The sequence below is a fragment of the Peptostreptococcus faecalis genome (genome assembly GCF_900240845.1).
Classification (GTDB): Bacteria; Bacillota; Clostridia; order Peptostreptococcales; family Peptostreptococcaceae; genus Peptostreptococcus; species Peptostreptococcus faecalis.
In genome coordinates this window covers 52692-71209 of the sequence record NZ_OERU01000002.1, presented here as the reverse complement: position 1 = coordinate 71209, position 18518 = coordinate 52692, and the positions used below count along the sequence as shown (strand labels likewise).

The window sequence follows — 18518 nt, the reverse complement described above, 5'->3', positions numbered from 1 at the left end:
CAGGAGGGATTGTTATGAAAAGAGCTTTAATCAGTGTTACAGATAAGACAGGTGTAGTTGAGTTTGCAAAAAAACTAAATGAACATGGATACGAAATAATTTCTACTGGGAACACTTTCAAAAAATTACAGGAAAATGGTGTTAATGTAATACAAGTTGAAGATGTAACTAATTTTCCTGAAATATTAGATGGTAGAGTAAAGACTCTAAACCCATATATACATGGTGGAATATTATATAGAAGAGATGAACAAAGTCATGTAGATACAGTTAAAGAACATAATATAGGATCTATAGATATGGTAGTAGTTAGCCTATATGATTTTGAAGGTGCGGTAAGAAGTGGAAAATCACATGAAGATATTGTAGAAAATATTGATATCGGTGGACCTTCAATGATAAGATCTGCGTCTAAGAATTATAAAGATGTGACTGTAGTAGTAGATATAGCGGATTATCCTATGATAATAGAAAAGTTGGAGGGAGAAGGACTATCTCTTGAAGATAGAAAGAAACTTGCTTATAAAGCATTCTCTACTACTGCTAGATACGATGCTTTGATATCATCTTACTTTGCTGGTGTATTAGATGATAAGTACCCAGATATATTAAACCTTACTTTTGAAAAAAATACAGAATTAAGATATGGAGAAAATGGTCATCAGAGAGGCTTCTTATATTCTCAGCCTAATGCAAAAAATCCTATCCTTAATTACGAGCAATTAAATGGAAAAGAACTTTCTTTCAATAATATAAACGACTTGTCTGGATGTTTAGAATTTATGAGAGAATTTAAAGACTATGATGGAGTATGCTCTGTTGCGATCAAGCATGCAAATGCGTGTGGTGTAGGCCTAGGAAAGACTCCATTAGAAGCATATACAAAGTGTTTTGAATCAGACAAGTTATCTATATTTGGTGGTATTGTAGGTATTACATCAACTGTAGATGTAGCTACTGCTAAGATGTTAAGTGAAATATTCTTAGAAATTGTAGTTGCTTATGATTTTGAACCAGAAGCTCTTGAAATCCTTAAAGGAAAGAAAAATTTAAGAGTTCTTAAAATTGCAAAAATAGAAAAGAGCAAGCAACCATATGACCTTAAATACTTAGATGGAAAATTATTACTTCAAGATAAGGATTTAATTGAATCAGAAAAGCAAGAAGTAGTGACTAAGGTAGCTCCTACTAAAGAACAACTAGAAGATATGGATTTTGGAATGAAGATAGTTAAAAATCTTAAATCTAACGCAATTGCAATAGTAAAAGATGGTCAGACTTTAGCCATCGGTTGTGGTCAAACTTCTAGAATTTGGGCACTTAGCAATGCAATAGAAAATAATAAAGATTTAAAGAGATTTGAAGGCGCAGTGCTTGCATCTGACGCATTCTTCCCATTTGACGACTGCGTGAGATTGGCAGAAAAGTATGGTGTTAAAGCAGTTGTTCAACCAGGAGGTTCAATAAAGGACGAAGATTCAATAAAGGCTTGTGATGAGTTAGGAATGACAATGGTGTTCACAGGAGTGAGACATTTTAAACATTAATGGAGGATCTGTAATATGAAAATTTTAGTAATAGGTGGCGGCGGAAGAGAACATGCCATATGTTGGAAACTGAACAAAGAAAAAAATGTTGAAAAAGTATTTTGTGCTCCAGGTAATGCAGGAATAGAATCAGTAGCACAATGTGTAGATATTAAAGATAACGAAATAGAAAAGTTAGCAGATTTTGCTCAGGAAAATAATATAGATTTGACAATAGTAGGACCTGAAGTGCCACTTGTTATGGGTGTTACAGATGTTTTTGAAAAAAGAGGATTGAGAGTTTTTGGACCTAACAAAGAATGCTCAAGATTAGAAGGAAGCAAGTTATTTTCAAAGGAATTCATGATTAGACATGAAATACCTACTGCAAAATACAAAGAGTATACAGATTTAGATAAGGCAATATCTGAAATTGATGAGTTTGGATATCCAGTAGTAATAAAAGCAGACGGACTTGCTGCTGGTAAGGGAGTTGTAATTCCTACTACTAGAGAAGAAGCTGTAGACACTCTAAACATGATAATGAAAGATAAAAAATTTGGAGATGCTGGAAATACAGTGGTAATCGAAGAATTTTTGGAAGGAATAGAGACTTCTATCCTTGCTTTTGTTGATAAAAATACGATAGTACCAATGGTTAGTGCAAAGGATCATAAAAAAGTTTTTGAACTAGAAAAAGGACCAAATACTGGTGGTATGGGAACTTTCTCACCAAGTACTATATATGATGATGAATTAGCAAATAAAGTATACGATGACGTATTAATAAAATCTCTTGAAGGTTTCCAAAAAGATGGATTAGATTATAGAGGTATATTATTTGTAGGATTGATGATTACTGACGAAGGTGAAAAGGTACTTGAATATAACTGTAGATTTGGAGATCCAGAGACTCAGTCGGTGCTAATGAGACTAGAAACAGATTTAAGTGAAATAATGATGGCTATTACAGAAGATAAGCTATCAGATATAGACATTAAATATACTGATGATGCAGCTGCTTGTGTAATAATTGCATCTGGAGGATATCCAGAAGGCTATGAAAAAGGCAAGGTTATTACAGGTCTTGATAACTTAGATGATGATATTGTTGTATTTCACAGCGGAACAAAACGAAATGGAGAAGATATCGTAACAAACGGTGGAAGAGTTTTAGGTGTTTGTTCTAAGGGAAAAGATGTAGAATCTGCAGCAGAAAATGTTTATAAGAATATAGATAAAATAAATTTTGAAGGCATGCATTACAGAAAGGATATAGGAGTAAAGTATGAGCAAAGTAAATAGAGTTTTTGTAGAGAAAAAAGAAGGATTTGATTTAGAGTCTGTTGCTATGCAGAAGGATCTATCTGAAAGTTTGAACCTTCCAGTAGGTAAGGTAAGAATAATAAACAGATATGATGTTGAAGGTTTGAATGATAGTGCATATAAAAAAGTAGCAGAAACTATATTATCTGAGCCAAATCTAGATAATGTTTACTACGAAGAAATACCAAATCTAAAGGATGAAACAGTGTTTGCAATAGAATACTTGCCAGGGCAGTATGATCAAAGAGCTGACTGGGCTTCTATGTGTTCTGAAATAGTAAATGAAGGTATTAGACCTAAGATAAACTCTTCAAGAGTGATAATAATAGAATCAGGATTAAGCGATGCTGATGTAGACAGAATAAAGAAATATTTAATAAACGCGGTAGATAGTAGAGAAGCATCTCTAGAAAAGCCAAATACTTTAGAGGTAGAAAGCGAAATTCCACAGAGTGTAGCTATTATGGACGGCTTTATTGATTATGATAAAGAAGGTTTATTAAACTTCTTAAACAAAAATTCATTAGCTATGACAATCAATGACTTAGAGCTTATTCAGGGATATTTCAGAGATGAAGAAAAGAGAAATCCTACAATAACTGAAATTAAAGTTTTGGATACATATTGGTCAGATCACTGTAGACATACTACATTTATGACTAAGTTAGCAGATGTAAAAGTAGAGTCTGGTAGATATACTGACGCAATCAAAGAAACTTATGACCAATACATAGAAGACAGAAACTTTGTGTATGGAGACAGAGACAAAGATATTTGTCTAATGGATATAGCAACAGTTGCTATGAAAAAGCTTAAAAAAGAAGGAAAGCTTGATGACTTAGATGAAAGTGAAGAAATCAACGCTTGTAGTATAAATATAGATGTAGAAATAGATGGTAAGAATGAAAAATATCTTTTGATGTTCAAAAATGAAACTCACAACCATCCTACAGAAATAGAACCTTTCGGAGGAGCTGCAACTTGTCTTGGAGGAGCTATTAGAGATCCATTATCTGGACGTAGCTATGTATACCAGGCAATGAGAGTAACTGGTGCTGCTGACCCTAGAACAAAACTAGAAGATACGCTACCAGGTAAATTGATGCAAAAGAAGATTACTACAGAAGCTGCAAATGGATACAGCTCTTATGGAAACCAGATTGGACTTGCAACTGGTCAAGTATCTGAAGTATATGACGAAGATTTCGTTGCTAAAAGAATGGAAGTTGGTGCAGTAATAGCAGCAGTTCCTAAGGAAAATGTAGTAAGAGAAAGACCTGAACCAGGAGATATTATAATTCTTTTAGGTGGAAAAACTGGAAGAGACGGTCTAGGTGGAGCAACAGGTTCTTCAAAAGAACATGGTGAAGATAGTATAAAGACTTCTTCAGCTGAAGTTCAAAAAGGAGATGCTCCAAATGAAAGAAAGATTCAGAGATTTTTCAGAAATCCAGTAGCTGCAAAAATGATAAAAAGATGTAATGACTTCGGAGCAGGTGGCGTATCGGTTGCTATCGGTGAAATTGCAGACAGCTTAGATATAAACCTAGATTTAGTTCCTAAGAAATATGATGGACTTGATGGTACTGAACTTGCAATATCAGAATCACAAGAAAGAATGGCAGTTGCTATTGATAAAAATAATAAGGATAAATTTATTGAACTTGCTAACTTGGAAAATATTGAAGCTACTCATGTTGCAACAGTTACTGATACTGGATACATGAGAATGTTCTGGAACGGTAAAGATATAGTAAATATAAACAGAGCGTTCTTAGATACAAATGGATACAAGCAAAGTGCGGATATAAAGGTAGACTCTATTGATGAAGATTTTACATATGTAGATTTAACTTCTGTAACAGATAAGTTCAACTCTATGAACGATAAATATGAAGCGGCAATGAAGGACTTAAATATTTGTTCTCAAGCTGGCATGGTTGAAAAATTTGACAACACAATAGGTGGTAATACGGTAATACTTCCTTTAGGAGGAAAATATCAAGCTACTCCTGCCAACGGAATGGTAGCAAAAATACCAGTACTAGGTGCAGAAACAAATACATCTTCACTAATGACTTATGGATACAATCCTAAAATAGGTAAGTGGTCAACATTCCACGGAGCTTTAAATGCAGTAGTAGAATCTGTAGCAAAAATTGTTTCACTAGGTGGAGATTATAGAAGTACAAGACTTACATTCCAAGAGTACTTTGAAAGATTAGGAACAGATCCAACTCGTTGGGGTAAACCATTCTCAGCACTTTTAGGAGCATATTATGCACAGTCTAACTTCGAAATAGCTGCAATAGGTGGTAAAGATAGTATGAGTGGAACATTCAAAGATATAAACGTTCCTCCAACATTAGTATCTTTTGCAGTAGATACACAAGATGCGTCAAAAATAGTATCACAAGAATTTAAAAAATCTGGAAGCCTAGTAGTTTTAATTGATGCACCTCAAAAAGATTATGCATTCCCAGATTTTGATATAATGAAAAAGAATTTTGAAGTAATATATAATGCTACGCAGTCTGAAAAATTACTTGCTACATATGCACTTGGATATGGTGGTATAGCTGAAGCCGTTGCTAAAATGGCATTTGGTAACAAGATAGGAATGAAATTTAATGATGAAATTTCTGAAATATACACAGAAAAAGATGAACTATTCAAGCAAAATTACGGTAGTATAATTGTAGAAATTGACGAAGAAAATATATCAGCTTTAGAAGGATCTAATTTCTTAGTATTAGGACGTACTACAGATGCTCCTGAAATAGAAGTATTTGGTGAAAAGATTGACTTAGATACTCTTTATAAATCATACACAGAAACACTAGAGCCAATATTCCCAACAAAGGTTGAAACTGATAAGAATGCTCCAGTTGAAAACTTGAGTTACGCTAGAAAGGGAGATATATTAAAGTCTTCTATAAGTATAGCAAAACCAAAAGTATTTATACCTGCATTCCCAGGTACAAACTGTGAGTATGATTCTGCTAGAGCATTTGAAAGAGCAGGAGCCGAAGCTAGTATTGGAGTATTTAGAAATATGAAATATTCTGATATAGAAGCTTCTATCGACATGATGGTAAAAGAAATCAATAATAGCCAGATTGTTATGATACCAGGAGGATTCTCTGCTGGTGATGAGCCTGATGGTTCTGCAAAATTCATAGCTACAGTATTTAGAAATCCTAAAATAGAAGAAGCTATAATGAACTTAATCAACAACAGGGATGGTCTGATGATAGGAATATGTAATGGATTCCAGGCATTGATAAAGCTAGGTCTAGTGCCATATGGTGAAATAAAAACTCCATCAGCTGATATGCCAACACTTACATACAATAACATTGGTCGTCACCAAGCAAAAGTAATTCAGACTAGAGTTGCTTCTAACAAATCACCTTGGTTGGCTGCTACAGAAGTAGGAGATGTACACTCTATTGCGATATCACATGGAGAAGGTAGATTTGTTGCCAGTGATGACGTAATGAAGTCTCTGATTGAAAATGGTCAGATTGCTACTCAATATGTTGATTTTGATGGAAATGCAACTTATGATATAGAATTTAACCCTAACGGTTCTTATTATGCTGTTGAAGGTATAACTTCATTAGATGGAAGAATACTAGGAAAAATGGGACACTCTGAAAGAGTTGGAGAAAATGTAATAAAGAATATCATAGGAAAGAAAGATCAGAAGCTATTTGAATCAGGTGTAAAATACTTTAAATAAAAATAGTAAAATAATAAAAAATAAATAAAACAAATAAAAACCTTGAGATCTATTATTAGAACTCAAGGTTTTTTACATGTTTAGAAAGTTTTTTTACACTAGCTGCAGCTATAAAACAACTGAAAAGATCTTTTAGAAATGTAGCTGGAAATAAACTGGCAAGGCACATCCAATACTTAATTGGAGTACCCATTACGTAGTTTAATATAAAATAAGTATATAAAGAACCTATAATATATGTGTTGACCATAGCAATAACACAGTAAACAGACAACTTTAAAGTCGAGTCAGACCCAAACTTCTCTTTTAGATATCCGACTAAAAACGCTGCAAAAATAAAAGCAATTAAATATCCGAAAGTTGGTTTCAAGATATACATTGGACCTCCGCCCTCTGTAAATACCGGAAAACCTAAAATTCCGATTGCTACATATAAAAAGCAAGATAAAGAGCCTCTTTTAGAACCGAGTATTAGCCCTGACATCAATACAAATAGAAATTGCATAGTAAATACAGTAACAGGTAATGGTATACGAATAAAGGCTCCTACAGCAACTAAAGTAGTAAATAGGGAACAAAAAATCATTGTTCTTACACTTAAAAAATTGGTATTAGAATTTAAAATATTATTTTTCAAAATAGACCTCCAAATCTTGGTATGGGATTATTTTATCACAATTACAAAAAGATGTAAACCTTTTATAATTTAGGTTTACTATATGATATTATTTTAAATATTGAAATTCAAAATAATATACAAAATTAGCACTCGATACTTGACTCTGATAACAAAAAAGTGTTAGAATATCTTTGTTGAAAGCTATGCAGATTTCTGTTTCTAATACAATTTATAAAATTACTTCACAATTTGCATGGTGTAAGAATTTAAAAATAAATATAATAGTAATGGAGGGATTTTTATGAGTTTAGAAAGAGGAAAGGTATCTATTCATTCAGAGAATATATTTCCAATAATTAAAAAATGGCTGTATTCAGATAAGGATATATTCGTAAGAGAATTAGTAAGTAATGCCTGTGACGCTATTGCAAAATATCAGAGATTATCTAGTATGGGAGAAGCAGAGTCAAAGGATGATTTCAAAGTAGTAGTAACAGTCGACAGAGAGAATAGAACAATCTCTTTTACGGATAATGGAATAGGTATGACTGAAGAGGAAATAAAAAAATACATAAATCAAGTAGCATTTTCTGGAGCAGAGGATTTTGTAAAAAAATACCAAGATAAAATGGATGATGCAAACGATATAATCGGGCATTTTGGTCTAGGTTTTTATTCTGCATTTATGGTTGCAAATAAAGTTCAGATTGATACATTGTCATATCTTACAGATGCTAAGCCAGTTAGATGGGCATCAGAAGATGGTATGGAATTTGAAATATCTGAAGGTGAAAAAAAAGAAAGAGGAACTAAAATTACCCTTACTATATCAGAAGATAGTGACGAATTCCTGTACACATATAAAATTAGAGAAATATTAAATAAGTACTGTTACTTCTTACCTGTAGAAATATACCTTGATGACATAGCAGAAATAAATAGAAAGAAAAAAGAAGATGAAGAACGAAAAGAAAAAGGGGAAGAAGTAGAGCAGTTAGAAGTGAAACCAATAAACAATACAAAACCTCTTTGGCTAAAATCTCCTAAAGATTGTACAGATGAAGAATACAAAGAATTCTACAAAGAAGTTTTTCATGTATATGAAGAGCCACTTTTTTGGATACATTTAAATGTTGATTATCCATTTAATTTAAAAGGTATATTGTATTTCCCTAAAATTAAAAATGAATTTGAGTTAGTTGAAGGAGAAGTAAAACTATATAACAACCAAGTCTTTGTAGCAGATAATATAAAAGAAGTAATACCTGAATTTTTATTATTATTAAAAGGCGTGATAGATTGCCCAGATTTACCACTGAATGTATCTAGAAGTTTCTTACAAAATGATAAAGATGTAAGCAAGATTTCAAAACATATTGTTAAGAAAGTTGCTGATAAATTAAAATCTCTATATAAAAATGACAGAGAAAACTTTGAAGGTTTCTGGAATGACATTCATATGTTTATTAAATATGGATGCTTAAAAGATGAAAGTTTTTATGATAAAGTCAAAGAAGTAATACTTTACAAAGATATTAATTCAAAATATTTAACTTTAGACGAATATTTAAAGGAATCTGAAGACACTAATAAAAATACAGTTTATTATGTTACCGATGAACAACAGCAAGCACAGTATATTAAGCAATTTAAAGATAATGGATTAGATGCAGTAATCATGAACAATGCTCTAGATACTCCTTTTATGGGATTAATTGAGTACAAAGAAGGAAATTTAGAGAACTTAGGAGCTTCTCAAGAAGAAAAAAAAGAGCAACCTCTTAAATTTACGAGAATTGACTCAGATATGTCAAATATTGTAAATTCTGATGTAGGTGAAGAAGATAAAAATTTAGACGATAGTATAATAAGATTGTTCAAAGATGTACTTGGAGAGAAGTTAAACGATTATAAGGTTGAAAGCTTTAAAGATGAAAATGTTACGGCTATGATATCCGTAGATGAACAGAGCATCCGTATGTCAAAGATGAAAGACCAATTTAGTGCAATGGGAATGGAAGGCATGAACTTTGACGAACAACATGACCTATTGATAAACAGAAAATCTCCAATAGTAAAGAAAGTACTTGATATAAACAGCAATGATGAAAACAGGGAAAAAATAGAATTGATAGTTAATCAAATTGCAGATTTAGCTATACTTTCTAACAAAGAACTAACACCTGATCAATTAAATGAATATGTTGATAGAAGTAATAAACTGATGAGTTTACTATTAGATTCATATAAATAAATACAAATTAATATAAGTGATTTAAGTTAGTTTTAAATTCTAACTTTAATTTTAAAAAGTAAGGTTCACATTGAAAGTAGCTGAAAGTTGTAATATAACAAACTTTAGCATGAATTTCAATGTGAACCTTTTTTATAGAAGAATATTTTTTACTTTACGAGCTTTTTGTACTAAATCATAAAATTGAGTAGGAGTAATTGATTGATCTCCATCAGATAGTGCATTATCTGGATCGTTGTGAACTTCCACCATTATACCGTCACTACCAGCAGCTATAGCCGCTAGTGACATAGGAGAAACTAATTTTGCAATCCCTGTGCCATGACTAGGATCTACAATAACTGGAAGGTGAGAAATTTCTTTTAAAAGAGGTACAGCTGATAAATCTAGTGTATTTCTAGTCAATGTCTCAAAGGTTCTAATACCCCTCTCGCATAAAATGACTTTATCATTACCACTGCTCATTATATATTCAGCACTAGAGAGCAATTCCTTTATAGAATTAGAAAAACCACGCTTTAAAAGAATAGGTTTATTTGTTTTTCCAAGCTCTTTCAAAAGCTCAAAGTTCTGCATATTTCTTGCCCCAACTTGAAGTATATCAATATCTTCAAATAAATTCAAATGTCTTAATCCCACTATTTCAGAAACAATTGGAAGTCCAGTTTCTTGTTTTGCGAGTTTTAGAAGTTTTATTCCGTCTGCTTCCATTCCTTGAAAATCATATGGAGAAGTTCTTGGTTTAAAGGCTCCACCTCTCAAGATATTAGCTCCAGAATTTTTTATTGATTTTGCAATTTCAAGTATTTGTTCTTCTGACTCTACAGAGCATGGACCAGCTATAATTGTGAGATTTCCACCACCAATTTCAGTATCACATACTTTAATTACAGTATTATTTGGATGTATATTTCTACTTGTTCTATTTATATTATCTATCATGAAAACCTCCGAGTATCTTGTCGCATTTATTTTTTATAATGTATAAGCTTAATTAATATAATAACCCAATATTACAATTCAAAACTGTTTCATCAATTATTATAATAAAAAAAAACAATTACGTCCAATTTATTATTGAATTGATTTTTACTATATTAAAAGAAACATTATATAAAAAAACTATAACTTAAAAAGTGTTATACCTTGACTTTGTTTTCGTTTATAAATAATATGGTAGTTGGAAAGCATTTTTTTATAATTGGCTATAATAAATTTAGAATAAAAAATACTTTAAAAATAGGAGGTTACAAATGGAATCATATTTAAATAAGGAAGACTTAGCGAAGTTTAATGCGGGAATTATCGGAGAAGATGCAGGAGAGATGTGGGACAAGTTCATGGAGTACTATGGTACTGTATTTGCGGAGGGTGCGTTGACTACTAGAGAGAAATCACTAATAGCATTAGCTGTAGCACACACTGTTCAGTGCCCATATTGTATTGATGCATATACAAATGCTTCTCTTGGACATGGATGCGATCAGGATCAAATAATGGAAGCTATCCATGTATCTGCGGCAATCAAGGCAGGGGCAACTCTTGCTTTTGGTGTTCAGAGCAAGAATATATCAGATAGTCTAACTATGAAATAAGTTGTAAAATAAGGAGTATATAATGAATATTGAAGAACTAGAAACAACTGCAAATGTTCCTAGTTTTGCTGATAGTGTTGTGAATAAGGATTTTCTAAATACTTTAGAAAATCCTTCAACACTTCAAATAAACGTAGGAAGGCTGTGTAACCTTAAATGTAAACACTGCCATGTTGAAGCTGGACCAGACAGAAAAGAAATAATGTCCAAAGAAGTGATGCAGGCGTGTCTTGATGTGTTTAAAAACAATAATTTTAAAACAATTGACATAACAGGTGGGGCACCTGAGATGAATCCAAACTTTGAGTGGTTTGTCGAAGAATGTTCAAAAATTGCTGAAAAAGTAATAGTGAGAACAAATTTAGTCATTTTATTGACAGAAAAATACAAGCATATACCAGAATTTTATAAATCGCATAAGATAAATGTAGTCTGTTCATTGCCTTTTTACTCAAAGAAAAATACAGATAGACAAAGAGGCGATGGAGTGTTTGACAAGTCAATAGAAGCTTTAAAAGTTTTAAATAGTCTTGGATATGGAAAAGAGCAAGATCTATTATTAGATTTAGTTTATAATCCTAATGGAGCTTTTTTACCACCATCACAAGAATCTATGACTTCTCTTTACAAAGACAAATTAAGCAGTGACTTTGGAATAGTATTCAATAATTTATATGCTATTACAAATAACCCTGTAGGAAGATTTGGAGACTTTTTATACAAAAATAATATGTTGGACCCATATATGCAGACTTTGTATGCAGCATTTAACCCTGCTACGGTAGAAGGAATTATGTGTAGAGACCAAATATCAATATCTTGGGATGGATTTGTATACGATTGCGATTTCAACCAGGCAGTGGATATGAAAATTGAGGGTAAAAATAGTATTTTTGATTTACAAAAAGAAAAAATAGGTGTTAGAAAAATAGTTACTGGTAAGCACTGCTATGCTTGTACTGCAGGAGCAGGGTCTAGTTGCGGTGGAACACTTGACTAAAGACGATATTTAAGTTTAAATTTCATAATTGATGCGCAGCTTAGTATTGTTTATTATTATGAATATTTATTAATGTATAAGATTTTAAAGGTATTGTGCATACTGTAATTGCGTGTACAATACTTTTTTGATTAAAGCTTGTATCACGGAGATGCATTGGTGTGATATTATAGAGAATTGTTTATTTATATTGAAAATAATACACAGAATTATTACAAAATTATAAAAAACATAAAAAAATAAAACACAAAATGCATTGAAGTGTTATATAAAATAATATTTTAGAAAAGGGGAAATACAAAGATGATGTATGTATATTTTTGGGGATTTTTGATAGTTTACGGAATTGTGTTGCTAGCATTATCTCCAAAAGCAGTTAGTTTTGATTCTTTTTTCCATGGAAAAGATGAAAAAGGGAACAACTCTTCAACGTTGATGATAACGTCGAGTATATTTATTAGTTGGATATTTGCAAAGTCGGTTACAAATGCCGCAAACTTAGGGGCAAAATACGGAATAATAGGTGGTATAGCTTATGCAACATATTGGCTGTGTATACCGATTGCAGGGTTTGTAATATACAGACTTAGAACAAAATTTAAAGCAAAGGGATTAGTATCTTTCTTAAATGAAAACTACGGGCAGAAGGCTTCACTGTTTTTTACAGCAGCAATTTTTATACGTTTATTTAATGAAGTTTGGTCAAATACCACAGTAGTAGGCGGATACTATGGTGTTTCAGGAAGTGCATCATTTATTGGCGCCGCTATATTTTTCACAATAGTTACTTTAATTTATTCAGTTCGTGGAGGACTTAGAAGTTCAATTTTTACGGATTTAGTACAAACATTAATATTTATCGTGTTTATGATAATTATCGTGTCGATTGTATTGCCGAAAGCTCCACTAGGAAATTACGTTAATTCAAGTACATGGAGTTTGGGAACAGGTTTGGACCTTCTTTTAGTAACGGTAATTCAGATATTTAGTTATCCGTTTCATGATCCAGTACTTACTGACAGAGGTTTTATTTCAGATGAAAAAGTAATGTTGAGAGCATACATAATATCTGGGCTATTAGGATTTTTATCTATCTTGTTGTTTTCTTTTATAGGTATATATGCAAAGATGGAAGGCATGCCAATAACAGATAACATACCAGTAGCAGTAGGAATGGCATTGGGTCCAGTCACTTTATTTGTAATGACAATAGTAATGGTAGTGGCGGCAGGATCCACATTGGATTCAGCATTTTCAAGTCTTGCAAAGCTTGCGGCAGTAGATCTTCCGGAAATAGCAGGAAAAAAAATAGACCCTGACAAGGCTAGACACTGGGGTATGGCAATAATGGTAATATTTGCAATAGTAGGTAATATTCCGATGTTTACAGGGACAAATATATTGAAAGCTACTACAATATCTGGAACCATGGTAATGGGATTTGCTCCTATATTTTGCTTACATGGAATTGTAAAACCAACAAAACTAGGTTTTAATCTTAGTTTTTGGATTGGAATAGTGTTAGGTATATTGTTCACACTTAACATGATACCAGACTTCTTTGCAATAGGAACTGGAGATAGTGCACTTCTTCTTGGGGTTAATTTATATGGTACAATTCTTTGTATATTTGGATATATTCTTCCTTCATTCTTTGTTAAAAAAGAGGGAAGGATATAATGAAATCTAATACAGAAGAAAGTGTGGCAGGAAGAACTTGTCCTCTAGATTATAAGATAGAGGAGAGCAGTTTTGATACAATTGAAGGTAGATATGATACAATTTATGTAATTGGTGGACTTTATGGAAATAAATTTGCTTTGAAAAAAATTATTGAGATGGCAAATGAAGAATATAATGAAACTAATATAATGCCTAAGTTCGTATTTAATGGAGATATGCATTGGTTTGATTACAAGTACGATGATTTCATTGAAATAGAGAAATTATCAGAATCAGGAATTAAGCTACTAGGCAATGTTGAAGCAGAGATGATAAGACTAAATGATATTGGCGTTGGATGTGGATGCTCTTATCCAGATACGACATCTGATGATGCAGTAGAGAGATCAAATGAAATTCATAAAAAACTTAAAGACTTAGCTACTAAACGTAAAGATGTATATAAAGAATTGGAAGACAGAAAAAAGATAGTGAATATACAAGTTGGATCATCTAAAGTAAGTATAACGCATGGTGATGAAAAGTATTTATCCGGTTGGGATTGCTCTTTAGAAAATCTATCTAAAAAAAGTAGGCAAGAGGAACTATATGATTTTATGAAATCTAAAAAAATAGATGTCTTCGCAACAACGCATACGTGTGCACAAGTTGTACTCAAGTATGAAGACAAGGCAGTATATAATAATGGAGCTTCTGGAATGGCAAGTGTGAATACGAGCTTGGGAGGAATAATTACAAGGATTTCTACTAACCGCAGAGAAGACTTTATTGTTGAGGATAAGATAAATGATGTTTACATCCAACAGTGTATAGTTGATTATGATGTAGATGAATTTATATCTTGGTTTGATGAAATATGGAATATTGATTCACCTGCATCCATTTCTTATAGAAACAGAATAATAAATGGTGTTGAATGTAGTGCAGTAAAAATAGAATCTAATAAATAATAATAAAAATTTATTGAACAAATAACAATATAAATTATAAAAAGGAGTTTAGTTTAAATATACTAAACTCCTTTTTCATATTAATGGGATTTAATAGTGTTCATTGTTAGTGAGAATTGAGATCCTTTATTTTTGTTGTTTTTTGCTTTTATAATAGCACCGTGTCTATCGGAAATTTGTTTCGCAATTGCTAGTCCAAGTCCTGTTCCACTTTTATTTTCTTCTAAGCGCTGTTTGTAAAATCTATCGAATATATATGGTAAATCATCTACTGCAATTCCAGGACCTCCATCTATTACAGATAATTTTATTGTATCTTGGTTTGAATTGAGCAAAACTTCAATAGTTCCATCTTTTGGAGAAAATTTCACTGCATTGTCGAGAAAAATTAATAAGATTTGACGCAGCCTATTATAATCAGCAAATACAGAAAAATTATTACCGCTGTGAGAAAAAAGTATTTCAACATTTTTCTCTGATGCTATGCGACGAGTACTTCTGACAGCATCTTCTGATATTTCTTTAAAGTCTACCTCACACATATTCATAGTAAAATCTGGATTTTGAAGTCGTGATAAATCTAAAAGATCGGATACCAATCTATCCAAATGTAGGCTTTCTGAGAACATCTGATTGTGATATTCTTCGACCATTTCTGGATCTGAGACAACACCATCACAAAGAGCTTCTAAAGAGCCTCGAATTACAGTGACAGGTGTTCGTAGTTCGTGTGAAATATTTGCTACGAAATCACGTCGTATATTTTCTAGTTTATCTCTTTCTTTTGAAGCTACGTCTAGCTTCATAGCCATATTATCAAACGTTTTAGCAAGTTCACCAATTTCATCATTTTGGACAACACCTGAACGAACTTTGTAGTCACCATCACTGATTTTTACCGCTGCAGATTTCATTTTTGATAATGGCTTTGTAAATTTTCTAGCTAATATACCTGCAATTAAAACAGAAATAAAAGCACCAACTCCTATACTGATTAGTAAAATAGCAAGAGAGTTTTTAGTTACGCTATGAATATTTTCAATTTGTTCATGCATGAGAACTACCCCATAAATTTCTCCTGACTGAAGAGTTATAGGCACAGCTACAGTTATAGAGGGAGATCCTAAATATGTTCCAAAATTTTCACTGAAGGTAATATTTCCTTTCATTGCATTTTTTATGGAATCATCTGCTCCAGAAGGGAGATCACTATAGGAAAGAGTTGATTTTCCATGGCCACGAGTTATTTGATTTAAATTTTTATCAACGATCCATATATCAGATACGGTGATATCGTCTAAAAATCTAAGATAAGCGCCATAACCAGTACTTTGACCTGATTTATTATGACCTTGACCTCTTTGAGGATTTCCTTGTGAAACATTGTTTCCATTCCAAAATTCACCCATTGATTCTGCTATATGAACAGCTCTATTTTTTAGTTCACTTTTATGCGTATCCATATTGTGCTTAGAAAAAAGAATATAAAAAGTGATGCCTATAATAAGAGATAATATAATTAATGATCCTAAGAAATAAATTAAAAGTCGAGAGTATATTTTATTTTTCATTCTGTCACCTCAAATTTATAGCCAACTCCCCAAATTGTTTTGATTTCCCATCCACTGTGGGAAACCTCGTCTAGTTTTGCACGCAATCTTTTTATATGGGAATCTACTGCACGTGTATCACCATAGTAGTCAACTCCCCATAAGGTATTAAGTAGATTGTCGCGAGAAAAAACTTTATTTTTATTAGTAGCTAGAGTCCATAGAAGTTCAGTTTCTCTTTTTGTAAGATAAATTCGAGTATTTTCAATATATGTAATGTACTCATCTAAGTTGATTTTTAAGTTTTCATATGAAAAAATTCTATCATTTGTTTCATAATTTGGAGAAATGCGGCGTAGAACGGCCCTAACTCTTGCCATTACCTCTCCTGGAGAAAATGGTTTGACAATATAGTCATCCGCTCCTATATCAAGCCCCATGATTCGTTCAAAGTCTTCTCCAAGTGCCGTAATCATAATAATAGGAACATTGCTGAATTTGCGTATTTCACGGCAAACTTCAAAGCCATCCATACCAGGCATCATTACATCAAGTAAAATTATGTCAAAATCTATAGAATGAACTTTATCTAAAACAGAAGGTCCTTCAAATGCAGTTGTTACGGAATAACCTTCTTTTTTTGCATATTCTTCAAGTATAGAGACAATTTGTTTATTGTCATCGGCAATTAGAATGCGAGTCATACCAATCACTCCTTTCATTTAATACTGTACTGGTTAAATGTGTTTTTTTAGTGTTGATAATTCTATCTTATCATGAAAAAACTTAATTGAAAAACATACTTTTGCCATATTCCAGGATTATACTTTAATTACAGCAAAATAAACATAGCTGAAAAAAAGGAGGTTAAAATCATGAAAAATATTAAAAAGATAATGATTTCTAGTGTGGTCTTGTTAGCTTTATCTGTAGGTTCGTCTGCAGCCGCAACAACTAATTATGAAGATCGTGCAGGAGTAATAGCAGAACTAACAGGAAGAAAAGTACAATCTATAGTTGATGAGAGAATTAAAACAGGAAAAACATACGGTAATATAGCCAAAGATGCGGGTGTGCTGAACGAGTTTAGAAATAAGATGCTTGAATTAGACAAAGAAAAACTAGATGAACGCGTTAAATCTGGTAAAATAACACAAAAGCAAGCAGATAATACACTTGCAAAGATAAAAGCTAATAAAGATAACTGTGATGGAACTTCAAAAAAGAATTCTAAGATAGGTAATAAATATGGAAATGGAAAAGGGCAAGGTCATGGTCATGTTGGAAAAGGCATGGGAAACGGAATGCGTGATGGATCATGCATAAATAGGTAAAATTTATAAGTAGCAGTATAAAAATATCCTCTGTTGAAATTAGATGAATTTCAGCGGAGGATATTTAATTTTTCTGTAAGTATTAAAAGTATTTTCATGTTGTAAATAAGATATTATGTTATACTAACATTTGGCAATATACAGATTCTTATTTAATAATAATTGCATAATAAGTAAATATTAATAGGAGGAATGTTTAAAATATATGAAATATAAAATATTAATAATTGAAGATAATGAAGATATTAATGACATACTAGTAAAAACATTATTTAATGCTGGATATGATGTAGAGTCTGCATATACCGGATATGAAGGATTAGAAAAAATAAAAAATAATTCTTATGATTTATTATTGTTAGACATAATGCTTCCATATAAAAGTGGAGATGAAGTATTAAGAGAACTAAGAACTTTTTCAAACTGTCCAGTAATTGTAATTTCTGCAAAAAATTTAGTTAGTGTTAAAATAGAATTATTGAAATTAGGTGCTGATGATTACGTAACGAAACCATTTGACTTAGATGAAGTACTAGCTAGGGTAGAGTAAAATTTAAGAAGATTTAACTATGAAATCATTATAAAAGAAATAAAATACAAAGATTTGGTGTTAAATATAGAACAGAAAAAAATCACTTTAAATAATAATGCAGTAGAACTTACAGCTAAAGAATATATGATAATGGAACTACTTATAAATAATAAAGAGAAAGTTTTTACTAAGTCTAATCTATATGAAACTATATGGGGAGAAGATTTCTTAGGCGACGATAATGCTATAAAATCACATATTAGCAATATTCGCGCTAAATTAAAATCGATAAATTCTACTGAAGAATACATAGAAACTGTTTGGGGGCTTGGCTACAGATTATTTGCAGAATAATTACAAAAAATTCACATTTATTAGGATAAACTTGACTTTTTCTAAACCTT

General features: G+C 31.9%; 15 protein-coding genes. 11 read left to right on the top strand and 4 right to left on the bottom strand.

The annotated features are described in order from the left end of the window. Positions 1–14: 14 nt before the first annotated feature. The 3 genes from purH to C0982_RS05615 are packed head-to-tail and all read left to right on the top strand — an operon-like array spanning position 15 to position 6597. Positions 15–1547, top strand: coding sequence for a bifunctional phosphoribosylaminoimidazolecarboxamide formyltransferase/IMP cyclohydrolase (purH, locus tag C0982_RS05625; protein ID WP_101773288.1), 1533 nt, complete (start codon positions 15–17; stop codon positions 1545–1547). Positions 1548–1562: 15 nt separating this feature from the next. Further along, positions 1563–2831, top strand: a complete 1269-nt coding sequence (purD, locus tag C0982_RS05620) for a phosphoribosylamine--glycine ligase (protein WP_101773287.1) — start codon at positions 1563–1565, stop codon at positions 2829–2831. Continuing rightward, complete coding sequence (locus tag C0982_RS05615; protein ID WP_101773286.1) at positions 2815–6597, top strand: phosphoribosylformylglycinamidine synthase; 3783 nt, start codon at positions 2815–2817, stop codon at positions 6595–6597. Before purD ends, C0982_RS05615 begins: the two co-directional genes overlap by 17 nt. Positions 6598–6652: 55 nt before the next feature. Here C0982_RS05615 and C0982_RS05610 read toward each other — a convergent pair whose 3' ends face one another. Then, entirely contained in the window at positions 6653–7234 is a 582-nt protein-coding gene (locus C0982_RS05610) for a biotin transporter BioY (protein WP_242961509.1), read from the bottom strand. Positions 7235–7517: 283 nt separating this feature from the next. On the opposite strand from C0982_RS05610, the gene htpG reads away from it, so the two are divergent. Next, complete coding sequence (gene htpG / locus C0982_RS05605; RefSeq protein WP_101773285.1) at positions 7518–9470, top strand: molecular chaperone HtpG; 1953 nt, start codon at positions 7518–7520, stop codon at positions 9468–9470. 132 nt (positions 9471–9602) lie between these two features. On the opposite strand, the gene aroF is transcribed toward htpG, so the two are convergent. Beyond that, positions 9603–10412 (bottom strand): 3-deoxy-7-phosphoheptulonate synthase, encoded by an 810-nt coding sequence (aroF, locus tag C0982_RS05600; RefSeq protein ID WP_101773284.1) that lies wholly within the window; start codon positions 10410–10412, stop codon positions 9603–9605. Positions 10413–10723: 311 nt separating this feature from the next. Between aroF and C0982_RS05595 the strand changes: the two genes are divergently transcribed. The 4 genes from C0982_RS05595 to C0982_RS05580 all read left to right on the top strand — a co-directional run bounded on the left by C0982_RS05595 (position 10724) and on the right by C0982_RS05580 (position 14698). Next, the gene (locus C0982_RS05595) at positions 10724–11065 is read left to right on the top strand and encodes an arsenosugar biosynthesis-associated peroxidase-like protein (protein ID WP_101773283.1); all 342 of its coding nucleotides are present in this window, start codon (positions 10724–10726) and stop codon (positions 11063–11065) included. A gap of 22 nt (positions 11066–11087) precedes the next feature. Continuing rightward, positions 11088–12065, top strand: a complete 978-nt coding sequence (gene arsS / locus C0982_RS05590; protein ID WP_101773282.1) for an arsenosugar biosynthesis radical SAM (seleno)protein ArsS — start codon at positions 11088–11090, stop codon at positions 12063–12065. Positions 12066–12368: 303 nt separating this feature from the next. Further along, positions 12369–13745 carry an SLC5/6 family protein gene (locus tag C0982_RS05585; RefSeq protein ID WP_101773281.1) on the top strand — a complete coding sequence of 459 codons (1377 nt, stop codon included), beginning with the start codon at positions 12369–12371 and terminating at the stop codon, positions 13743–13745. Then, entirely contained in the window at positions 13745–14698 is a 954-nt protein-coding gene (locus C0982_RS05580) for a calcineurin phosphoesterase (protein ID WP_101773280.1), read from the top strand. Before C0982_RS05585 ends, C0982_RS05580 begins: the two co-directional genes overlap by 1 nt. 80 nt (positions 14699–14778) lie before the next feature. Here C0982_RS05580 and C0982_RS05575 read toward each other — a convergent pair whose 3' ends face one another. Together C0982_RS05575 and C0982_RS05570 are read right to left on the bottom strand one after the other, a co-directional pair. Beyond that, entirely contained in the window at positions 14779–16161 is a 1383-nt protein-coding gene (locus C0982_RS05575) for a sensor histidine kinase (protein WP_180946880.1), read from the bottom strand. 104 nt (positions 16162–16265) lie between these two features. Further along, positions 16266–16952: a response regulator transcription factor gene (locus tag C0982_RS05570; protein ID WP_101773278.1), complete on the bottom strand. Its 687-nt coding sequence runs from the start codon at positions 16950–16952 to the stop codon at positions 16266–16268. 171 nt (positions 16953–17123) lie between these two features. Between C0982_RS05570 and C0982_RS05565 the strand changes: the two genes are divergently transcribed. From C0982_RS05565 to C0982_RS10880, 3 genes are all read left to right on the top strand, one after another. Next, positions 17124–17582 carry a DUF2680 domain-containing protein gene (locus C0982_RS05565; protein WP_101773277.1) on the top strand — a complete coding sequence of 153 codons (459 nt, stop codon included), beginning with the start codon at positions 17124–17126 and terminating at the stop codon, positions 17580–17582. A gap of 205 nt (positions 17583–17787) precedes the next feature. Continuing rightward, positions 17788–18132 (top strand): response regulator transcription factor, encoded by a 345-nt coding sequence (locus C0982_RS10885; RefSeq protein ID WP_330399794.1) that lies wholly within the window; start codon positions 17788–17790, stop codon positions 18130–18132. Positions 18133–18189: 57 nt separating this feature from the next. After that, positions 18190–18468 (top strand): winged helix-turn-helix domain-containing protein, encoded by a 279-nt coding sequence (locus C0982_RS10880; protein ID WP_330399793.1) that lies wholly within the window; start codon positions 18190–18192, stop codon positions 18466–18468. Positions 18469–18518 lie beyond the last annotated feature (50 nt).

Excerpts from the sequence above, each read along its gene's own strand:
- C0982_RS05595 (WP_101773283.1), top strand. The coding sequence starts at position 10,724 with ATGGAATCATATTTAAATAAGGAAGACTTAGCGAAGTTTAATGCGGGA.
- htpG (WP_101773285.1), top strand. The coding sequence starts at position 7,518 with ATGAGTTTAGAAAGAGGAAAGGTATCTATTCATTCAGAGAATATATTT.
- C0982_RS05580 (WP_101773280.1), top strand. The coding sequence starts at position 13,745 with ATGAAATCTAATACAGAAGAAAGTGTGGCAGGAAGAACTTGTCCTCTA.
- C0982_RS10885 (WP_330399794.1), top strand. The coding sequence starts at position 17,788 with ATGAAATATAAAATATTAATAATTGAAGATAATGAAGATATTAATGAC.
- purH (WP_101773288.1), top strand. The coding sequence starts at position 15 with ATGAAAAGAGCTTTAATCAGTGTTACAGATAAGACAGGTGTAGTTGAG.
- arsS (WP_101773282.1), top strand. The coding sequence starts at position 11,088 with ATGAATATTGAAGAACTAGAAACAACTGCAAATGTTCCTAGTTTTGCT.
- C0982_RS05615 (WP_101773286.1), top strand. The coding sequence starts at position 2,815 with ATGAGCAAAGTAAATAGAGTTTTTGTAGAGAAAAAAGAAGGATTTGAT.
- C0982_RS05570 (WP_101773278.1), bottom strand. The coding sequence starts at position 16,952 with ATGACTCGCATTCTAATTGCCGATGACAATAAACAAATTGTCTCTATA.
- C0982_RS05575 (WP_180946880.1), bottom strand. The coding sequence starts at position 16,161 with ATGGATACGCATAAAAGTGAACTAAAAAATAGAGCTGTTCATATAGCA.
- C0982_RS05585 (WP_101773281.1), top strand. The coding sequence starts at position 12,369 with ATGATGTATGTATATTTTTGGGGATTTTTGATAGTTTACGGAATTGTG.
- aroF (WP_101773284.1), bottom strand. The coding sequence starts at position 10,412 with ATGATAGATAATATAAATAGAACAAGTAGAAATATACATCCAAATAAT.
- purD (WP_101773287.1), top strand. The coding sequence starts at position 1,563 with ATGAAAATTTTAGTAATAGGTGGCGGCGGAAGAGAACATGCCATATGT.
- C0982_RS05565 (WP_101773277.1), top strand. The coding sequence starts at position 17,124 with ATGAAAAATATTAAAAAGATAATGATTTCTAGTGTGGTCTTGTTAGCT.